The following is an 18,427-nucleotide window of genomic DNA, read 5'->3' on the forward strand; positions in this document are numbered from 1 at the left end:
GCCTCCGCCGATTCGAGATGATAAAGTGAATCATCAAGCCCCCTCCGTGGCGAGGGGGTTCTTCAGCAGACTGCTAGGACCGCTCAGGAACTCAATGGCGGGAGCCTCAAGAGATCTAGCCTTGAAGTAGGACACCGTCAGCGATTGTCTCGATGCGCTCACTCGTCTGGGCATCGTCCTGCGTCTCGGTCCGTGGTCTTCCGCCAAAGCAAAGCGATAGGTCAAGTCACCCAAACTTCATCTCATGGACACAGGATTGGCAACGGCTCTTCGAGGCGAGGACTCCAAAAGCTTTGGCATTGATGCCGACCCCACCGCGTTCGGCTCCCTTTTTGAAACGTTCGTCTTTAACGAGATTTACCCTTTTTTATCCAAGGCGTTGGTCGTTGTGGCACTGGCGCGCCGACACTCGGGAGATCGACTTCCTTGCGGAGGCGCCAGGCCGCTTGATCGCGTTGTTCCAGATGAAGGCAACGTCCAAGATCGACAGCGGTGACTTTCGGCATATCAATTGGTTTCTGTTAGAGGGGCCCGGGAAAGGCTACCGCGGCGTGGGGTTCGTCGTGTACCTTGGAGAGGACTTGCTGTCCTTCGGCCCGGGAAGAATAGCCTTGCCTGCATCGATGCTGTGGTCCTTCTCGCCGTAATAGACGCCTCTGCTTGCAATCACGTGTTTTGCAATAACGTCAGATGATTATGGATGATTTAGTGGCCCTTACTACCTAATGCCGCATCCATGCACCTTCTTTCTGTTGTTTGGCCCATGCACCGAAGAGATAGGCCGCCCGGCAAGTTTTACGCTTACCGTCCTGGGCCAATGAGGTGCATGTCACCCGCCTTGACTATATTCTTGTCCACGAAATCGTATAATTCAAACGAATTCCTTCGCGAAAAATCTGCGCCGACCTGCAATTTGGGTGTAAGCTAGCTTTCCAAGCAAGGTATCCCGTGGAGGCTAAAATGCCTGCGACACGCTGGGGATTTGGTCGTTCAAGCGATGAGGGTGCGTTTCGGCTATTGGCGGCGTTCGCGGGCATACACGAACCGGCGCGCAGGCAAGCTCTCGTCGATTTAGCCGAATGTTTTGAGCGCGAGTCCGTTTCGCCGCGCCACAGGCAGCCGCCGGAGCTGATCCAGGACAACGCGCAAATGCACCTCGTGCGCCCGAGCCCTTAGACTTCGCGCTTACGACGCAGCTGCTCAACAGCCGTCACACCGGCGCTGACCATTCCGCCGAACGTGTACTCGCCCGCGTTCACGCGCTTAAGTATTTTCTTGGCGATGAAGCAGCGGTTCTTGTGGGTGTCCAGTTCGCGCGGCAAAAGCTCGCACGCTTTGGTCAGGGCCATTTCCATTTCTAGGATTGCCCGGTTGCCGAAGGCGTCGACAACCAACGGCGGTGCTGCGGTAACTAACGGTCGGGAGAACACCTCTTCCATAGACATGACTACCTCCTTCGTTTTCCAGATATCGCGCAACCATTCTCTTGGTTCCATAAGAACTCACGCAACTTGTGATGCGCCGCAATCTTCGTTGGGGTATCCGAATTTTCCCGACACGTCCTGCGCGTGTCCTGCCGTCGCTGTCATCGGATCGTGGAAGTCCAAACTTTCGATGCGATCCGCATCTACGGGGCCCATGCGATCTGGAAAGATGTCGGGATGAAGCTGCCCGACGACGGCTGCGGAAAAACGGAAAGGGCTCCTCGAGGAGGACGACTGTTGGCCGTCAATTGAGACGACGTAGCATTTTGATTTTGTATTTTGACCGTTACGCTTGGACGCCCATATGGCTCCGAAATTTCACCCAACGCCCCTATCCGGCGGCGACCGCAAGGCTTTCGCGCGTCCGATCGTCGAACGGATTGCAAAAGCTTTGCAGAAGCGTGCCGCCGCTGCGGCGAGCCGAAGGCAACGGTCGAGATCGACGATCCCATGACCTTCGCACGCACGACGACGTGCGCCGTCAAGACCATCGTGCGCGGTTCCAGCAACGACCTGCTGGTTGAATTGCTCACCGACCTAGCCAACCAAACCGTATGGGAAATCATCTGGAAAACGCCGCTGGACTATTAAACCCGCGACATCAGGATGCTCAGCGCCGACCTGATGGCATCCACGCTGAAAGCGATCCGGCAGCGCAGGCCAAACGCGGCGGTCACACATCTCGGCCAACTGCTGGAAGGCGACCGCGACCGCGCTCTGGCCACCCTGTCGCGCATCCGCGGTGAAACGTTTGACCTGACCGCATTGTCGCACAGCGATGAATCCGGCGGCTTGCCGGTCGACACGGCCCTCAGCAAGACGATCCTGCGTGCCTGAGCTCAACCCTCTCCCGCATGGGCTGCTGGCGGGTTCGACGACCGACGCGATCGGTCCAAAACAAGTTGCGACTGCGCCTCATCGCTGACGCGCACCCGACAACACGCGACCTTAGACCGCGTCTTTCACCACTTTCAGCGGGGAAGCCTTGACCGACCTGCTGGCAGGCTTAGCCGCAAATTCCATCGGCTCCTTGGTGAACGGATTGACGCCGCTGCGTGCTTCGGTCGCCGGTTTGTTGACGACGGACATCTTGACGAATCCGGGAATGACGAATTCGCCGGATTCATTCAACTCCTTATATCCGACGGTCGCCAGATGGTCGAAGACCGACTTGACGTCGTTCTTCGAGATCTGGCTGGCCCCTGAAATCGCTTCGATAAGCTGCGCTTTGGTCATTTTAGGCATCGGAAAGTTCCTTCTGATTCGCTGGGCGCACATTAGGAACTCTCGCGAAGATGTAAAACCACCGCTGCGGGGGCTCTGTATAACTTCTATGGCAGACGGTATTGAATGCTTCCGCACGTCTGCGCATCACCTGATTTTTCGTTTACCCGCCGCCCTGTGCGCCGCGGCATAGCAGACCCATGAAGAGCGGACGCGCATAGAGGCAGGCCACGTTGTCGATCGTCGCGCCGGGCACCCAGCGCTTGATCGAGGCTGACGCATTGATCATGCCATTGATCATTTGCGCGGCGATGGCCGGATCGACCGGGCGAACCGACCCGTCCGCAACCCCATCGACGAGCGCGCCGGCAAAATGCTCGGACAGCCGGTTCATGGTGCGGATAGTCTGCTCTGCTGCTGCTTCAGGCAGTCCGCTTCGTGCAGTGATGCGCAACAGCGGGCCATCCCGAGACAATTGATAGCTCACCAGTGCAGCGGCGGCGGCGCTCAACTTTTGCCATCCGGATTCGCACCCGTCCGCCGCAGATTGCGCGCGGCGTATCACACCGAATGTCCGCTCGAAGCAGGCGACGATCAGATCGTCCTTGTTCTCGTTGTGATGATAGAATGAGCCCTTCGTCACTTTCAACGCGGCCGATATCTTCTCGACCGAGGCACCACGGGATCCCTGCTCGTTGATCAGCCGCGTCGCGGCGCGGAGAAACGCATCAGGCGAAATGTCGTCGAGCGCTGACGGACCAGCAAGCGTCGGCAGCGCCGGCGGCGCCCAGGCCGCCTTTGCCGCGCCGAAGCCGCGCAACAGGATGTCGCTGGCCTGTCCAGCTGCCCGGGCATATCCGGTCACTTCGTAACGATGCACCCAGACGCGCGCCCATTGTGTCAGCGTGAATAGCAGATGTGCCCGCGCATTGCGTTCGGCGCGCGTGAGACCGAGCCGTTCTTCCGGGCCCATCAGGTCGCGGACACGTCGGAACATGCGGGCGTATACCGCGGCCACATCCGCGCGCATCGCGCTCAGCGCATTCACCTCGGAGAAGTTGACGAATTCCGGTCGCAGGCCAGCCTCGACATCGGCGAGCAACTGAAAGAATCCCGTGACGAAGGCCGTGATCCGCCGTTCCGGCGTCTCCGCTCTCTCGGCCTCCGCGAGCAGCGCGTCGAACACCGCGACGGAGCGAAGCACGCAAGCGAGCGCGAGATCCTCTTTCTTGCGATAATAATAGGTGACGCTGTTGGTCACGAGCCCGACGCTCGCCGCAACATCTGACAGCGTGGTGCCGCGAATACCGCGTCGGTCGAAGAGGCGGGCGGCGGCATCGAGAATGGCCTCGCGCTTCTCGACGAAGCGGCGGGTCTGACCCTCGTCAACGATCGGCAGATCACTCATGCGATTCAGTCATGGGGATACATACCGGCCCGGCTGCGTGACGTTCAAGCGACTGCCGCAACGCCGGACTGCGCGGCATCTGCACGTGCTGCGGCCTGCACCGCGTGCGGCAATGCATTGCGATCTATGCCGGTCACTGCTGGGTCGTGCAAGTGGCACGCCGAGGCGCGGCCATCTCCCATCTCCCGCAGGGGAGGATCGACCTCGGCGCAGACCTTCATCGCCATCGGGCAGCGCGGATGGAAGCGGCATCCCGACGGCGGATTGACCACGCTCGGCGGCTCGCCAAGGATCACCTGCTGCGGCCGAAGCGCCTCGGCCGACGGGCTGGGGATCGGGACCGCAGCCAGAAGTCCCTGCGTATAGGGATGCAGCGGCGTCTTGTAGAGTTCGTTGCGCGGCGCGATCTCGACGATACGGCCGAGATACATCACCGCGATGCGGTGGCTGACATGCCTGACCACGGCCAGGTCGTGCGCGATGAAGAGATAGGAGAGACCCAGCCTCTCCTGCAATTCCTGGAAAAGGTTGACGACTTGAGCCTGGATCGAGACGTCGAGCGCCGAGACCGGCTCGTCGCAGATCAGGAGCGCAGGATTGAGCGCGACCGCGCGCGCGATCGAGATGCGCTGCCGCTGCCCGCCGGAAAATTCGTGCGGATAGCGTTCCGCCATATCGGGCCGCAATCCGACCAGCCGCAGCAATTCCTGGATCCGGGCGCGATACACCTCGCGTTCGGTATCGACGCCGTGCACGATCAGGGGCTCGCCGATGATGTCGCCGACCTTCATGCGCGGATTGAGCGACCCATAAGGGTCCTGATACACCATCTGAATGCGCCGCCGGACAGCGCGCATCGCCTTCGCGCCATAGGATGCGATGTCCTTACCTTCGAACTCGACTGTGCCTCCGGTGATCGGCGTCATGCGCAGGATCGCAAGGCCCGTCGTCGACTTGCCGCAGCCAGACTCACCGACCAGGCCCAGCGTTTCGCCCTTGCGCACTTCGAACGACACCCCATCGACGGCGCGCACGCTGCCAACCTGCTTGCGAACGACAACACCCTTGAACAACGGAAAATGCACCTGCAGGCTACTGACCTTGAGGATGGGCTGATCGAACTGGTCAGGCACTGCACGCATCGGCATTCACTCCCTTTGCAACATCGGCGAAGCACGCCCGGAAATGCTGCCCGTCGATATGTTCGAGCGGCGGCGATTCCTGCCGGCACCGTTCGCCGACATAACGGCAGCGCGCCTGAAACGCACAGCCCTGCGGCAAGGCCGACAGATCCGGCGGCTGCCCCTCGATCGGCACCAGGCGCTCCTGGGCGTCCTGATCCAGCCGAGGGATCGAGGCCATCAGGCCGAGCGTGTAAGGATGGCTTGGGCGCTCATAGATCTCGTGCGCGGTGCCGCTCTCCACGATGCGGCCGGCATACATCACGCAGACCCGGTCGGCATATCGCGCGACGACCCCGAGATCATGCGTGATGAGCACCAGCGCCGCTTTGGTTTCGCGCGTGAGATCCTTCAGCAGCGACAGGATCTGCGCCTGCACGGTGACATCGAGCGCGGTCGTCGGCTCATCTGCGATGATCAGCTTCGGTCTGCAGGCAAGCGCCATCGCGATCATCGCGCGCTGCCGCATGCCGCCGGAGAACTGGTGCGGATAGGCCGTGACCCGGCTCGCAGCGTCCGGGATGCGCGCGCGTGATAACAACTCGCCGGCTTTGGCGATCGCCTTCTTCCAGCTGAGCCCATGATGCAGTTGCATCGGCTCGGCGATTTGCAGCCCGACCGTCAGCGACGGGTTGAGCGACGACATCGGCTCTTGGAAGATCATCGCGATCTCGTTGCCGCGAATCGCACGAATCTCCTTGTCAGACAATTTCAGCAGATCACGGCCGTTAAACAGTATCTGTCCGGATTTGACCCGGCTCGGCGGCGACGGGATCAGCCGCAGCAATGACAGAGCTGTTACGCTCTTGCCGGAACCGCTTTCGCCGACGATCGCCAGCGTCTCGCCGGGGGCAACCGAGAACGACACACGATCCACCGCACGGAGCGCCGAGCGACCGACGCCGAACTCGACCGCCAGATCGCGCACTTCGAGCAGCGGCTGCGGCCGCGATGCAGCATCCGCCTGCGGGGAGGTGCCCGTCTGCGGGGGGGCCGGTTCGTTGGGGTCGAGGAGAAGTTGCGTCAATCTCGGCTCCTGGGAAAGTGCGCTTCAGGGCGAGCCATCAAGGTCCCGATGCCGCACGGATGTCGGCATCGGGGAGTTTGATCGCCGGCGGTGCGAGCTTCAGAAGCCCATCTTCTTCTTCATGTCCTGGTCGATCCAGATCCGCGCATAGATCGGTCCCGGTCGCACCGCTCCGGCGCGGAGCTCGCCGGCATAATTCTTCACCCACGGCCACCAGGCCGAATAGATATACGGCGTCGGCAACCAAATATACGGAGCCTTGTCGAGGATCTCGATCGTCATCTCCTTGAGGATGGCCCGACGCTTGGTCTCGTCGCGTTCCTGATAGGCCACCTCCATCTTCTTGTCGTAGGCCGCGTCCGCATATTGCGACGGGTTCCAGGTCTGGCCCGTCACGAAACTCTTGCGGATCGTCGTGGTCGGATTGGTATGACCGTTGTTCATCAGGTAACCGGCCGCATTGGTCTTCGACGTCATGGCTGACAGGAACGCGCCATATTCCATCGGCTGGATCTCGATCTTGACGCCGACGCGTTCGAGATAGGCGCCGATCAATGGCAGGAGATCGAGATGGTCGACCTGACAGGTGCAGACCTGCACCTTGAAGCTGAAGCCCTTCGGCACCCCGGCCTCAGCCAGCAGCTTCTTGGCCTTTTCCGGATTATAGGCGAACAGCTCCTTCACCGTCTCCGGCATCGCGCTGAGCGGTTCGTAATAGCCGTCATAGTCGGGATGCTGCGGATAGGAGAACAGTTCGGCATGGCCGTTGTAATAGGACTTGACGATCTCCTGCTTGTCGACGGCGAGGTTGAGCGCGCGGCGCACGCGGATGTCATCGAACGGCTTGGTGTCGACACGCATCGCAAGGAACTGGCCGTTCATAGACAGCCATTTTGACCATTTGAGCTGCGGCACGCTCTTCTTCAGCTCTTCCATGTCGGTCCAGCGCACGAGTTCGGCAATATCCAGCTTGCCGGTGCGCAGCGCTGTCGTCACCGTCGCCTCGTCCTTGATGTTGCGATAGACGACCTTATCGACGAACGGCAGCCTGAATTCCTCGCCGCCGATCTTTTCCTTATCCCAGTAGACCGGGTTCTTTGAATAAGTGTTCTGATTGCCCTGAACGTGGTCGGTGAGCAGGAACGGCCCTGTGCCGTTCAGATTCTTCCAGTTGTTGGCACCGGCATCGGCGACTTCCTTCGGATAGATGCCGGAATAGTAACCCCAACCAAAACGGTAATCCCATTCGGCATTGTAGGATTTCAGGCTGAACACGACTGTATGCTTGTCGGTCGCCTCAACCTTCTCGATATGATCGAAATAGGTCGCGATCTTCTTCGGGCTCTTGTCGAGGCGCGTATAGCTGAACACGACGTCGTCGGCGACGAGTTCGCGGGACGCCATAATACCGGGCTTCTCCGGGAACATGACGCCCTTGCGCAGCTTGACTTCGATGCGAAGCGGATTCTCCTTCATCTCCCAGCTTTCGGCGAGTTCGCCGCGCACCGCATCGGACGGAATCCAGGCATCCGCATAGTACGGATATTTGCCGCCGTTTCTCTTGGATTTCGAGAGGTCCGCCGAGAACAGCTGCTCGTAGAACTGCCCAGTGTCGTGGTTGACCTTCCAGTTCCAGTCCGCAGGATCCCAGGACAGCACGTTCAGCGCACGGTTGACCGTGGCGACTTGCAACGTACCTCCGTATTGCGGCTTCTCCTCAGCCTGCGCGACCGACGCCGCACCGAACGCGACCGACAATCCCACCGCCGTCGCCAACAGCCGTGTCGTGAACCTGCGCTTCAATAGACTTGTGTTCACCATCACCTCCCGTTTGTCATTCACCGCGGCCTTACCAACCATCGGCACAGCACGTCGACATCATTCATGCCTCACCGCGATCCGCGCATGCGCGGATCCAGCAGGTCGCGCAGGGCGTCGCCGAACACATTGGTCGCATAGACCACCAGCGTCAGGCAGAGGCCGGGCGCCAACGCCAGCCATGGCCCCTGCAGCATGTAGGTCCGGCCGCTACCGGAGAGCATGCCGCCCCATGTGGGCGCCGGCGGCGGAACGCCGAGTCCGAGGAACGACAGGCCGGACTCAGCCAGGATCACGAAGCCGACGCGAGTCGTGAACAGGATGATGATCGGTGGCATTACATTCGGCAGGATGTGGCGGATCAGGATGCGCGGCAGCGACGCGCCCATCGACTGCGCGGCATTCACATACATGTTCTCGCGCACCGAAATAGTCGCGCCCCGGATGATGCGCGAACCGCCGATGCCGAGCAGTAGCCCGAGAATACAGATGATCGGCACGAGCCCCGGCCCAACCACGGATACGACGACGATCAGCACGATCAGATCGGGAAAGCTCATCCATGCATCGACTAATCGTTGCACGATCATATCGAAGCGACCGCCGAGGTAACCCGTGAGAATGCCGACCACGACGGAGATGATCGTTGCTATCCCGGCGCCGCAGAAGCCGATGATAACGGACAGTTGCGCGCCATAGAGGCAGCGCGACAGCACATCGCGCCCCAGATTGTCAGTGCCAAACGGAAACTGCCAGGACGGCGGTTTCAGCCGATTGATCGGGTTGATCTGGTTGTAGCCATAGGGCGCGATGAAATCCGCGAACAGGCCGCACAGCAGGAATAGTATGAAGACAACGGCGCCCGCGGCGCCGAGCGGCTTCTCGCGAAACAACCGCCCGATGAAGGCCCAGGTCGGCGAACGTCGGCGTGGCGCCGGCGGCACGGCGGTCTCGACCACGAGTGTCATCAGCGATACCTCACCTTGGGATCGAGCAGTCCATAGCTGAGATCGACGATCAGGTTGATCACCATCACCGCTATGCCGACCACGAGGAATACGCCAGCTACGATCGGATAGTCACGCTGCGTGACGCCTTCGAGCAGCAACATGCCCATGCCGGGGATGACGAAGATCTGCTCGATGATGACGGCGCCGCCTATCACAAGTGGCGCCTGGATGCCGACTAGTGTGACGACTGGGATCAGAGCGTTGCGCAGCGCATGCCGCGTCACGATCGTCCATTCGCTCAGGCCCTTCGCCCACCCTGTGCGGATGTAATCCTGCCGCAGCACCTCGAGCATCATCGTGCGCGTCAGCCGCATGGTGATCGCAGACAGGGACATACCGAGAATAAGCGCCGGCAACAGCATGTGGCGGATGCTGCCGATCGGATCGGTCGCGAACGGAATATAATTCAATTCCGGCGACCACCCCCACCAGATGGCAGGAAACACCATCACCATAGTGCCGGTCCAGAACGCCGGCACCGCCAGCATCAGAATCGACAACGAGCGCATGATATAGTCACCAGCGGTGTCCTGGCGCAGCGCCGAATAGACGCCGATCGGTATCGCGATGACGAGGCCGATCAGGATGGCGAGGAAGCCGAGGCCGAAAGTGACCGGTAGACGGCTGAGGATCTGGTCGAGGACCGGCGTGTTGTGCCACAGCGACTGACCGAGATCGCCGTGCAGTACGCCGCCGACCCAGCGGAAGTATTGGATATACATCGGCCTGTTGAGGCCGAGCGCCTCCTCCAACTGCGCACGATCTTTGGCGCCAGCAGAGATGTCATTTTGTGACATCATGAGGTCGATCACATCGCCGGGCACGAGACGCAGCGTGACGAACACGATGAGACTTGCGAAGAATATGGTTGGAACCAGAGCCAGCAGACGGCGGGCAGCATAGGCGCGCATCAGCGTGGCGCCTCCGATGCGAGACTCGAATTACACGAACAGCGGTTACGCGGACATGACGAAATGGCAGCGCGACGCTTGCCATGACGCGCGATGGGGCGCGTCGTAGAGATGCATACCCGTTCTTCTAATAGGATATAGACACCCATTAGATTCATGTTTCCACCCTTTGAAGCTTGCAGATGCGTGCATCCTGCTTCTTGATGGAAACATCCTATCGCTTCTAAAATCGAAATGTAAACTGCGACCGAAGCTCACGCAGAGCAACATGCGGACGCGGCCCGTATATTTGCGGAGTTCGCACCCATGAGCTGCGACAGCGGGTCGCATGAATTCACCCAAGGACGCATATGCACAGTGATGGATGCTGCACTGCGACTGCGCGGTCTTTGCGATCGTTCGCTCGCACTTGTCTTCGACACCACGAGAGTTCGTGTCTATAACTGGCGCACAGCCATCCATTCGAGATGGCGCATCAATGCGATCATCGCATCGGGAGAACGACAACAATGAAGACGGCATATGCAGCCCGCCAGACGCCCTACACGCTTGCCCCAGAAGACACGTTGAACGACCTGCGGATGTCGGAGCAGGTTCGACCGCTCTACGACCATGTCCGCAAGTTCATCGCCACGACCGTAGAACCGATGTCGCATGAGTTCTATCGTGCCGGCGAGAAGAAGACGGACCGCTGGTCGTTCACACCAGAGCAATTGGAGATTCTCGGCAAGGCCAAGAACAAGGCACGGGAAGAAGGCCTCTGGAATTTCTTTCTGCCGGATGCCGAAACCGGCGAAGGCCTGAAGAATCTCGATTACGCGTATATCGCGGCCGAACTTGGCAAAAACCCGCTGGCTTCGGAGACGATGAACTGCTCCGCGCCGGATACCGGAAATATGGAAGTTATTGAGCGCGTCGGCACAAAAGAGCAGAAGGAAAAGTGGCTGAAGCCGCTATTGGCAGGCGAGATCCGCTCGGCCTACGCGATGACCGAACCGAATGTCGCCTCGTCGGACGCGAAGAACGTCTCCACCTCGGCCAAGCTCGTCGGCGACGAGTGGGTGATCAATGGTGAGAAGTATTACATCTCCGGGCTTGGCGATCCGCGCTGCAAGATCATGATCGTGATGGTGAAGACCAGTCCCGACGCCGCGCCCAGCAAGCAGCAGTCACAGATCCTCGTCCCCGTCGACACGCCCGGCGTGGAAATCATCGGTCCCATGCATGTGTTCGGCCACGACCATGCGCCCCGCGGCCACATGCATATGCGGTTCAACGATGTGCGCGTGCCCAAGGAAAACATCCTGCTCGGCGAAGGGCGGGGCTTTGAGATCTCGCAGCTCCGTCTCGGCCCCGGCCGCATTCATCATTGCATGCGCACCATCGGCAAGGCCGAGAAAGCGCTCGACATGATGGTGGCGCGCGGCCTGACGCGCGAAGCCTTCGGCAAGAAAATCGCGCATCTCGGTGGCAACCTGCAGATCATCGCGCAGGCACGCTGCGAGATCGAGGCCATGCGGCTGATGGTGCTCAAGGCAGCGAAGGCCATGGACGTGCTCGGCAACAAGGAAGCGCGGATCTGGGTCAGCATGGTCAAGGCCATGGTCCCCGAACGCGCCTGCAAGATCATCGATCAGGCGATCCAGATGCACGGCGCCACCGGCATCTCGCAATGGACGCCGCTGGCTGAAATGTACACCGACGTCCGCCATCTGCGCTTTGCGGATGGTCCGGACGAGGTGCACTGGATGGTCGTCGGCCGCCACGAATTGACTCTCTAACCTCCGGCCGGCTGCCGTTGGACCAACCAACGGCAGCCGGCAAACCAACAGAGACTCCGCCGCTCTTATTCGACTTCACCTACCTCACAGGCGGTGTTGTCGTGCGCGACATTGGGTTCGGTGGACGTCGCACCGATGGACGCGTGATAGCTGGCAGACCCAGCCGCTATATCGGTAGCCGTGGCAGCGGCGATCCCGGAGGCGGCGCTGCAATCACTGCACGGCATCCGGACCAAAAATGATGGCAGGGCTGCATGCGCAAAAGATGTCGAGAACCGCACTCGACAGGTTGGCGGCCAACAGCGCGCGATGGCGAGGCGCCGGCCTCCTCCATTGCGCTTATCCCTGTCGGCGCAGGAAGCCGGTGATCGTGACCGTTTGCCAGATGCCGGCGGCGAAGAACGGATCGGCGTGATGAAACCTTTCGACAGCCGCGCGCTCCGCGGCCTCGACGAGAAACAAACTGCCGATCATGGTCTGGCCGTCATCGGCTGTCAGCGGGCCGGACATGACGATGGTCACGCCATAGGCCGAGGTGTCGGACAAAAAGGCCTTGTGAGCTTCGTAGTGAGACAAGCGCTTGTCGAGCGCCCCGGCATGATCGACGGCATGAATAGCAAACAGCATATGTAGCTCCTGGAAAGCAGAAGACGGCCGCCGACCTGCGGCGACCGTCCTGAAGTGTCGAAGACGTTATTTGGTGCCGAGCTTCGCAGCCTCGTCCCAGCTCGGGCAGGTCCGCGATTCCAGCGGTACGTCGTAGGGCTGATAATTCTCCTTGCCGATCACCGTCGGCTTGAGAACGATCTCATTGATCACCGGCTCATTCCGCAGCGACCGAATGGCGATCATCATGCCGAGACATCCCTGCATGAAGCCGTTGTAGTCGCCGCTCGCCAGCAACTTGCCGGCCTTGATCGCGTCGATCGCCTCCTTGGTGCCATTGACGCCGATCACTTGCGCCTTGCGGTTGGCGCCATCGAGCGCCTCGATCGCGCCGATCGCCATCGCGTCATTAGCAGCCAACACACCGTCGATCTGGGTGTTCGACTGCATGAGATTCTCCATGACCTGAAGCGCCTGCAGCCGCTGATAGTTGCCCGGCTGCGACGCAAGCAGTTTGGCCCCCGGGTTTTCCTTCAAGGCGTCGTTGAAGCCGCGGACGCGGTCGATGCTCGTCAAGGAACCTTTGACACCCTCAATGATCACGAAATTGCCTTTGCCGCCCAGTGTCTTCAGCAGATAGCGCCCGGTCTCGAGACCGAGGCTGTAATCATCGGCGCCGACAAAGGCGACGAACTTTCCGCCGGCGGAACGATCCGTCACGTTCACAACCGGGATCTTTGCGTCATTGATCTTCTCGACGCCGGGGACCATCGCCTTGTAGTCGACCGGAATGAAGACGATCGCCGACGGCTTCTTCACCACCACGTCCTCGATCTGGCTGAGCTGCTCCGGAATGCTGTCAGGCTTTGTCGGGATATAATGCAGCGTCTTTGCCTTCATCGCCTTGGCGGCCGCATCGGACCCGACCCGCACGGTCTGGAAATACGGATTGGTCTGGTTTTTCGTAAACACCGCGATCGTCTCACCGTCGGCGAATGCGTGGGATGAGAGTGATGTCGTCAGGAGCAGTGCAGCAAGCGCGCCATAAGCTTTCTTCATAGTCGTTCCCTCCGTTATATTTTTGAGATCGAACACTTACGCCGCACGGCGCCGTGTTTTCATATCCAGCCATACTGCCAGAATGACGATGACGCCGGTCACCAGTGGCTGCCAACTCGCGTTGACGGACAACAGGTTCATGCCATTGAGGACCAGGGTCAAAATGAGTGCGCCGACGAACGTGCCAAACACTGTTCCGAGACCACCGAACAGCGAGGTGCCCCCGATCAGAACCGCGGCAATCGCTGGAAGTGTCAGGCTTTCGCCGATGTCAGCCTCGGCTGAATTGAGCCGCGCAAGAAAGATGATCGAGGCGAGCCCGGCCATCGCCCCCGACATTGTGTAGACCAGCAGAAGCCGGCGAGCGACGGGAATACCCGACAATCGCGCGGCCACCGGGTTGGCGCCGATGGCATAGATTTCCTGTCCCCACGTGGTGCGCTGCGCGAAAATGGTTCCGATAGCGAGGAACACCAGCAGCAGATAGACCGGGATCGGAAGACCGAGAAAATAGCCACTCCCGATCTGGCGAAAGCCAGCCGGAAAGCCATGCATGGTCTCGCCTCCCATATACCAGTAGGTGACGCCGTGCAGCACCCACAGCATGCCGTAGGTCGCAATGAAGGATGGAATCCGCAGCGCCGTCACCATCACGCCGTTCAGCATCCCCACCGCCCCACCAACGCCGATGCCCGTCAAGACCCCCAAGGTCGGCGAACCCGTCTGGTGGATCACCGTTCCGGCAATACAGGCGGAGATCGCGACATTGGCACCGATCGAAAGGTCGAGGCCACCTGTCAGCACCACCAGAGTCAGACCCGACGCAATGAAGAACAGCAGACTCGCCTGACGCAGGACGTTGAGGATGTTGCCGAGACTGAAGAACGAATTGGTCAGGATGGTCAGCGCCGCACAGATCAAAAACGCGGCGAGCAGGCGATAGAACACCTGAATCATCTCGTCGGAGAGCAACATTCTGCCGCCCGTGATCGGCTTTGAGATATCGGTCATGATCGGCTCCGCAATCCATCGACGAACAACGCTGCAATCACCAGCAAGCCGACGCTTGCCACCTGAATCGAAGACGGCAGCGCCAGCAGATTCAATCCGTTGCGCAACACGCCTACGGTGACCACGCCGAGCAAGGTACCGAGCAGCCAGCCATTGCCGCGCTCGAACGATGTTCCGCCGACGGCGACCGCTGCAATGGCATCGAACTCAAGACCGAGGCCAGCGGTTGGATGCCCGGAGTTCATGCGCGCGGTCATCAGGAGACCGGCGAGGCCAACCATCGCGCCCCCCAGTGCGTAGACCAGGATCAGCAAGCGACGCGCCGAAATGCCGGCGAATTTCAGCGCTTCACGGTTGCCGCCGAGCGCGAAAATATAAGTCCCGAAACGCGTGTGGTAGAGCAATCCGTGGAAGGCAAGGTAGCTTCCCAGCGCCAGCACGATCGGAAGCGGAACGCCGCCGAGCGTTCCGGAATAGACGCCCCGAACGGCGGCCGGCATGCCGACAACGCTCTGGCCATCGCTGACGATCAGCGAGAGCCCCTGCGCCATCCCGAGTGTGCCCAGCGTGGCGACAAAGGGGGGAATGCCGACAACGGCCACCAGCCAGCCGTTGATCGTCCCGAACGCGATTCCAACGGCCAGAGCCGCAAGCAGGCCGAGCAGCAACGAGCCAGTGGCCAAAGCGACGATGGCCACGATCAACGAGGTCAGCGTCAAGACCGCCCCCATCGACAGGTCGAGACCTTCGGTCATGATGATCAGCGTCATCGGCAGCGCGAGCATCAACAGGATCGTCGATTGGACGAGCACGTTGGAAATGTTCGGCACCGTCAGGAAGCCCGGCGTCATCAGGCTGAAGACGACACATAGCAACACCAGCATGACGGCAACGCCGGGAATCCGCTGAAGCGGATTGGTGTTCAATACCATCGCTTGTTCACGCATGATGCATCCCCAGCTTCACAATGTTTTCCTCACTCAGTTCGTGGCGAGCCAGTTCACCCGCGATCCGCCCGTCGCGCATGACATAGGCACGATCGCAGACGTAGCAGATTTCCGCCTGTTCCGACGAGATCATCAGCGCAGCGGCACCATCCGCGACCAGCCGGTCGATGAGCGCGAAGATCTCGGCTTTGGCTCCGACGTCGATGCCGCGTGTCGGTTCATCGAAGATGAACAGCTTGGCGCCGGCCGCCAGCCATTTACCGATGACGACCTTCTGCTGGTTGCCGCCGGACAGAAGACCCACGGCCTGCTTGTCCGATGGCGTCGCGATCCTCAACTGCCGGATCAGATCGTTGGCGACCTGCCTGGATTTCCCCTGGTCGAAGAGGCCACGCGGAAAAATCTTGCGTAGCGCGGAAACGATCAGATTGTCTCCGACGGAGCGGATCAGAGCCAGACCTTCGGCCTTGCGGCTCTCCGGAATCAGCGCGAGCCCCAGTCTGGCCGCTTCATCCGGACCGCCGGACTTCTCCTGGCCGCCGAACAGGATCTGTCCCGCCGTCGCCTTGTCGGCCCCGAAAATGGCCCGCACCACTTCGGTGCGCCCCGAGCCGACAAGCCCGCACAGCCCGACGATCTCGCCCTGCCGCACCACCAGGTCGATGCCCGCAATGCCGGAGGCAGAGGCGAGACCCTTCACTTCGAGCATGACCTTGCCGGGAATCTGGGCGAAGGTCCGCGGGTAACTCATATCGACACTGCGACCGACCATCATCCGGACCAGATCGTCCGACGACACGGCACCGGGTTTCACCTCGTCGATCCTGCGCCCGTCGCGCAGCACCGTGATGCGGTCACCGAGCGAGAACACCTCCGCCATGCGGTGGGAGATGTAGATGATGGCGACGCCGTCCGCCTTGAGCCGCGCGATCAGCGCAAACAGCAATTCCGTCTCGCGATCGGACAGCGCCGCCGTCGGCTCGTCCATCACGAGAATTCGCGCGTTCTGGCTGATGGCCTTCGCAATCTCCACCATCTGCTGCTGGGCAACGCCCAGCTTCTCGATCCGGATCGACGGGTCTATGTCGAAGCCGATCGAATCCAGCACACGCCTGGCATCGGCCAGGATTTGCTTGCGATCGATGGTGCCGGGAACACGTCCTGCCGGCTCACGCCCGAGAAAAATGTTCTGGGCAATGTCAAGATAGGGAACGAGCGAGAATTCCTGGAAGATGACGGCGATGCCGAGCTTTCGCGCATCGGCCGGCGACGCGATCTCGACTGTCTCGCCGTTGTAGTGGAATGAGCCGCTGTCGGCACGATAGGCCCCGCACAGCACCTTCATCAGACTCGATTTGCCTGCTCCGTTCTCGCCGAGCAGCATGTGCACCTCGCCGGGCCAGACCGAGAACGACACATCGTCGAGCGCCTTCACTCCCGGGAAGTCCTTGGAGATGCCGCGTAGTTCAAGCAGTGGTGGTGGGGACTGAGCGGGCACGGCGCGCGCTTCGGATTGTTCGGCAAGCATCATGACTGCACCGCCATGTTGGGCAGGAATATCTTTCCGGGATTCATCATTCCCTTCGGATCGATCGAGGCCTTGATGCCACGCATGATATCGACGGCATCGCCGAGCTCGTCCTGAAGGAATCCGATCTTTCCGGTGCCGATGCCGTGCTCCCCGGTGCAGGTACCCTCCATCGCGATCGCCCGCGCCACCAACCGCGCATGCAGTGCCTTGGCGCGCGCGACTTCGTCGGCATTGTCCTGATCGATCAGGATCAGCAGATGGAAATTCCCGTCGCCGACATGGCCGACGACAGGCGCAATCAGTCCGTTGGCATCGATGTCGCGACGCGTTTCGGTGAGACATTCCGTCAGCCGAGAGATCGGCACGCAGACATCCGTGATCATGGCCTTGGCGCCTGGCTTCAGGCTCAGGCCGGCATAGAGCGTGTTGTCACGGGCATGCCACAGCTTCGTCCGGTCTTCCGCCGCACGCGCCCATTGGAAGCCCTGGCCGTCATGTTCGGCGGCGATCGCCTCGGCCAGTTCGGCCTGCTCCGCTACGCTCGCCTCGGTGCCGTGGAATTCGAAGAACAGTGTCGGCGCCTCGCGATAGCCCAGCTTGGAATAGCCATTGATGCCGCGCATCATGACCTCATCCAGCAATTCCATCCGGGCGACCGGGATGCCCGACTGGACCACTTCGATCGCGGCATCGATCGCCTGGTCGAGCCGCCCGAAACTGCAGACGGCGGACGAGATCGCCTGCGGCCATGGATGCAGCTTCAGCGTAATTTCGGTGATCACGCCGAGAGTGCCCTCGGAGCCGACGAATAGCCGCGTGAGATCGTAACCGGCCGATGACTTGCGGGCGCGCTGGCTGGTGCGGATCACCCGCCCGTCCGGCAGCACGACTTCGAGCGCCAGCACATTGTCCTTCATGGTGCCGTAGCGGACGGCCATGGTCCCGGACGCACGCGTCGAGGTCATGCCGCCGATCGACGCATCGGCGCCGGGATCGATCGGAAAGAACAATCCGGTGTCACGCAGATGCGCGTTGAGTTGCTTGCGGGTGATGCCAGGCTGCACGACGACATCGAGGTCCTTGTCATGCACCCGCAGCACGCGGTTCATCCGCGCAAAATCGATACAGACGCCGCCAGCGACCGATGCCGCATTGCCTTCGAGCGAGGTGCCCGCGCCGAACGGAATGACCGGCATGCCGAACTCACCGCAGAGTTTCACGATCTCGGCGACTTCCTGCGTGGTTTCCGGAAACACCACGACATCCGGCGGACGGCTGGCGTGATAGGCCTCGCTCCGGCCGTGATCATCGAGCACGCCGCGTGCGATCGTCGCACGCGCCCCGATGATCTCGTTCAGACGGACCACCGCCGTCTCGGCGCTCACTGGCGCTCCCATAGCATCCTCCCCTTCCAGATCAGCGCTCAGGC

18 protein-coding genes are annotated in these 18,427 nt (G+C 60.8%); 4 read left to right on the forward strand and 14 right to left on the reverse strand.

The window, feature by feature from the left end:
- Window positions 1-302 precede the first annotated feature (302 nt).
- Complete coding sequence (locus tag AC1RLZ_RS25520) at window positions 303-647, forward strand: DUF4143 domain-containing protein (RefSeq protein WP_493190986.1); 345 nt, start codon at window positions 303-305, stop codon at window positions 645-647.
- 525 nt (window positions 648-1,172) lie between these two features.
- Here the strand turns inward: AC1RLZ_RS25520 and AC1RLZ_RS25525 are convergent.
- Window positions 1,173-1,445 carry a hypothetical protein gene (locus AC1RLZ_RS25525; protein ID WP_493190903.1) on the reverse strand — a complete coding sequence of 91 codons (273 nt, stop codon included), beginning with the start codon at window positions 1,443-1,445 and terminating at the stop codon, window positions 1,173-1,175.
- Window positions 1,446-1,763: 318 nt separating this feature from the next.
- Here AC1RLZ_RS25525 and AC1RLZ_RS25530 point away from each other — a divergent pair, with 318 nt between their 5' ends.
- Together AC1RLZ_RS25530 and AC1RLZ_RS25535 are read left to right on the forward strand one after the other, a co-directional pair.
- Window positions 1,764-2,075, forward strand: a complete 312-nt coding sequence (locus AC1RLZ_RS25530; protein ID WP_493190904.1) for a hypothetical protein — start codon at window positions 1,764-1,766, stop codon at window positions 2,073-2,075.
- 15 nt (window positions 2,076-2,090) lie between these two features.
- Window positions 2,091-2,321: a hypothetical protein gene (locus AC1RLZ_RS25535; RefSeq protein ID WP_493190905.1), complete on the forward strand. Its 231-nt coding sequence runs from the start codon at window positions 2,091-2,093 to the stop codon at window positions 2,319-2,321.
- Between the two features lie 111 nt (window positions 2,322-2,432).
- Here AC1RLZ_RS25535 and AC1RLZ_RS25540 read toward each other — a convergent pair whose 3' ends face one another.
- The 7 genes from AC1RLZ_RS25540 to AC1RLZ_RS25570 all read right to left on the reverse strand — a co-directional run bounded on the left by AC1RLZ_RS25540 (window position 2,433) and on the right by AC1RLZ_RS25570 (window position 10,063).
- The gene (locus AC1RLZ_RS25540) at window positions 2,433-2,729 is read right to left on the reverse strand and encodes an HU family DNA-binding protein (RefSeq protein ID WP_493190906.1); all 297 of its coding nucleotides are present in this window, start codon (window positions 2,727-2,729) and stop codon (window positions 2,433-2,435) included.
- A 142-nt stretch (window positions 2,730-2,871) separates the two neighbouring features.
- A complete protein-coding gene (locus tag AC1RLZ_RS25545; protein ID WP_493190907.1) occupies window positions 2,872-4,116 on the reverse strand; it encodes a TetR/AcrR family transcriptional regulator in 1,245 nt (414 codons plus the stop codon).
- Between the two features lie 44 nt (window positions 4,117-4,160).
- Window positions 4,161-5,258 carry an ABC transporter ATP-binding protein gene (locus tag AC1RLZ_RS25550; RefSeq protein WP_493190908.1) on the reverse strand — a complete coding sequence of 366 codons (1,098 nt, stop codon included), beginning with the start codon at window positions 5,256-5,258 and terminating at the stop codon, window positions 4,161-4,163.
- A complete protein-coding gene (locus AC1RLZ_RS25555; protein ID WP_493190987.1) occupies window positions 5,242-6,234 on the reverse strand; it encodes an ABC transporter ATP-binding protein in 993 nt (330 codons plus the stop codon). The genes AC1RLZ_RS25550 and AC1RLZ_RS25555 overlap by 17 nt, the downstream gene beginning before the upstream one ends.
- Window positions 6,235-6,423: 189 nt before the next feature.
- On the reverse strand, window positions 6,424-8,142 hold the full coding sequence (locus AC1RLZ_RS25560; RefSeq protein ID WP_493190909.1) for an ABC transporter substrate-binding protein: 1,719 nt from the start codon (window positions 8,140-8,142) through the stop codon (window positions 6,424-6,426).
- A 71-nt stretch (window positions 8,143-8,213) separates the two neighbouring features.
- Window positions 8,214-9,110, reverse strand: coding sequence for an ABC transporter permease (locus AC1RLZ_RS25565; protein WP_493190910.1), 897 nt, complete (start codon window positions 9,108-9,110; stop codon window positions 8,214-8,216).
- The gene (locus AC1RLZ_RS25570; protein WP_493190911.1) at window positions 9,110-10,063 is read right to left on the reverse strand and encodes an ABC transporter permease; all 954 of its coding nucleotides are present in this window, start codon (window positions 10,061-10,063) and stop codon (window positions 9,110-9,112) included. The genes AC1RLZ_RS25565 and AC1RLZ_RS25570 overlap by 1 nt, the downstream gene beginning before the upstream one ends.
- 509 nt (window positions 10,064-10,572) lie before the next feature.
- Between AC1RLZ_RS25570 and AC1RLZ_RS25575 the strand changes: the two genes are divergently transcribed.
- Window positions 10,573-11,844, forward strand: coding sequence for an acyl-CoA dehydrogenase family protein (locus AC1RLZ_RS25575; protein ID WP_493190912.1), 1,272 nt, complete (start codon window positions 10,573-10,575; stop codon window positions 11,842-11,844).
- 339 nt (window positions 11,845-12,183) lie between these two features.
- Here AC1RLZ_RS25575 and AC1RLZ_RS25580 read toward each other — a convergent pair whose 3' ends face one another.
- From AC1RLZ_RS25580 to AC1RLZ_RS25605, 6 genes are all read right to left on the reverse strand, one after another.
- Entirely contained in the window at window positions 12,184-12,471 is a 288-nt protein-coding gene (locus AC1RLZ_RS25580; RefSeq protein ID WP_371423127.1) for a YciI family protein, read from the reverse strand.
- Window positions 12,472-12,537: 66 nt separating this feature from the next.
- The gene (locus tag AC1RLZ_RS25585; protein WP_371423126.1) at window positions 12,538-13,509 is read right to left on the reverse strand and encodes a sugar ABC transporter substrate-binding protein; all 972 of its coding nucleotides are present in this window, start codon (window positions 13,507-13,509) and stop codon (window positions 12,538-12,540) included.
- 36 nt (window positions 13,510-13,545) lie between these two features.
- The gene (locus AC1RLZ_RS25590) at window positions 13,546-14,520 is read right to left on the reverse strand and encodes an ABC transporter permease (RefSeq protein WP_493190913.1); all 975 of its coding nucleotides are present in this window, start codon (window positions 14,518-14,520) and stop codon (window positions 13,546-13,548) included.
- Complete coding sequence (locus AC1RLZ_RS25595) at window positions 14,517-15,467, reverse strand: ABC transporter permease (RefSeq protein WP_493190914.1); 951 nt, start codon at window positions 15,465-15,467, stop codon at window positions 14,517-14,519. The genes AC1RLZ_RS25590 and AC1RLZ_RS25595 overlap by 4 nt, the downstream gene beginning before the upstream one ends.
- Window positions 15,460-16,998 (reverse strand): sugar ABC transporter ATP-binding protein, encoded by a 1,539-nt coding sequence (locus AC1RLZ_RS25600; RefSeq protein ID WP_493190915.1) that lies wholly within the window; start codon window positions 16,996-16,998, stop codon window positions 15,460-15,462. The genes AC1RLZ_RS25595 and AC1RLZ_RS25600 overlap by 8 nt, the downstream gene beginning before the upstream one ends.
- Entirely contained in the window at window positions 16,995-18,395 is a 1,401-nt protein-coding gene (locus tag AC1RLZ_RS25605; protein ID WP_493190916.1) for an FAD-linked oxidase C-terminal domain-containing protein, read from the reverse strand. The genes AC1RLZ_RS25600 and AC1RLZ_RS25605 overlap by 4 nt, the downstream gene beginning before the upstream one ends.
- Between the last annotated feature and the right edge of the window lie 32 nt (window positions 18,396-18,427).

It is taken from the genome of Tardiphaga sp. GW822-FHT04G09, assembly GCF_058800725.1.

Excerpts from the sequence above, each read along its gene's own strand:
- AC1RLZ_RS25520 (WP_493190986.1), top strand. The coding sequence starts at position 303 with ATGCCGACCCCACCGCGTTCGGCTCCCTTTTTGAAACGTTCGTCTTTA.
- AC1RLZ_RS25525 (WP_493190903.1), bottom strand. The coding sequence starts at position 1,445 with ATGTCTATGGAAGAGGTGTTCTCCCGACCGTTAGTTACCGCAGCACCG.
- AC1RLZ_RS25535 (WP_493190905.1), top strand. The coding sequence starts at position 2,091 with ATGCTCAGCGCCGACCTGATGGCATCCACGCTGAAAGCGATCCGGCAG.
- AC1RLZ_RS25540 (WP_493190906.1), bottom strand. The coding sequence starts at position 2,729 with ATGCCTAAAATGACCAAAGCGCAGCTTATCGAAGCGATTTCAGGGGCC.
- AC1RLZ_RS25545 (WP_493190907.1), bottom strand. The coding sequence starts at position 4,116 with ATGAGTGATCTGCCGATCGTTGACGAGGGTCAGACCCGCCGCTTCGTC.
- AC1RLZ_RS25550 (WP_493190908.1), bottom strand. The coding sequence starts at position 5,258 with ATGCGTGCAGTGCCTGACCAGTTCGATCAGCCCATCCTCAAGGTCAGT.
- AC1RLZ_RS25565 (WP_493190910.1), bottom strand. The coding sequence starts at position 9,110 with ATGACACTCGTGGTCGAGACCGCCGTGCCGCCGGCGCCACGCCGACGT.
- AC1RLZ_RS25570 (WP_493190911.1), bottom strand. The coding sequence starts at position 10,063 with ATGCGCGCCTATGCTGCCCGCCGTCTGCTGGCTCTGGTTCCAACCATA.
- AC1RLZ_RS25575 (WP_493190912.1), top strand. The coding sequence starts at position 10,573 with ATGAAGACGGCATATGCAGCCCGCCAGACGCCCTACACGCTTGCCCCA.
- AC1RLZ_RS25580 (WP_371423127.1), bottom strand. The coding sequence starts at position 12,471 with ATGCTGTTTGCTATTCATGCCGTCGATCATGCCGGGGCGCTCGACAAG.
- AC1RLZ_RS25585 (WP_371423126.1), bottom strand. The coding sequence starts at position 13,509 with ATGAAGAAAGCTTATGGCGCGCTTGCTGCACTGCTCCTGACGACATCA.
- AC1RLZ_RS25590 (WP_493190913.1), bottom strand. The coding sequence starts at position 14,520 with ATGACCGATATCTCAAAGCCGATCACGGGCGGCAGAATGTTGCTCTCC.
- AC1RLZ_RS25595 (WP_493190914.1), bottom strand. The coding sequence starts at position 15,467 with ATGCGTGAACAAGCGATGGTATTGAACACCAATCCGCTTCAGCGGATT.
- AC1RLZ_RS25600 (WP_493190915.1), bottom strand. The coding sequence starts at position 16,998 with ATGATGCTTGCCGAACAATCCGAAGCGCGCGCCGTGCCCGCTCAGTCC.
- AC1RLZ_RS25605 (WP_493190916.1), bottom strand. The coding sequence starts at position 18,395 with ATGGGAGCGCCAGTGAGCGCCGAGACGGCGGTGGTCCGTCTGAACGAG.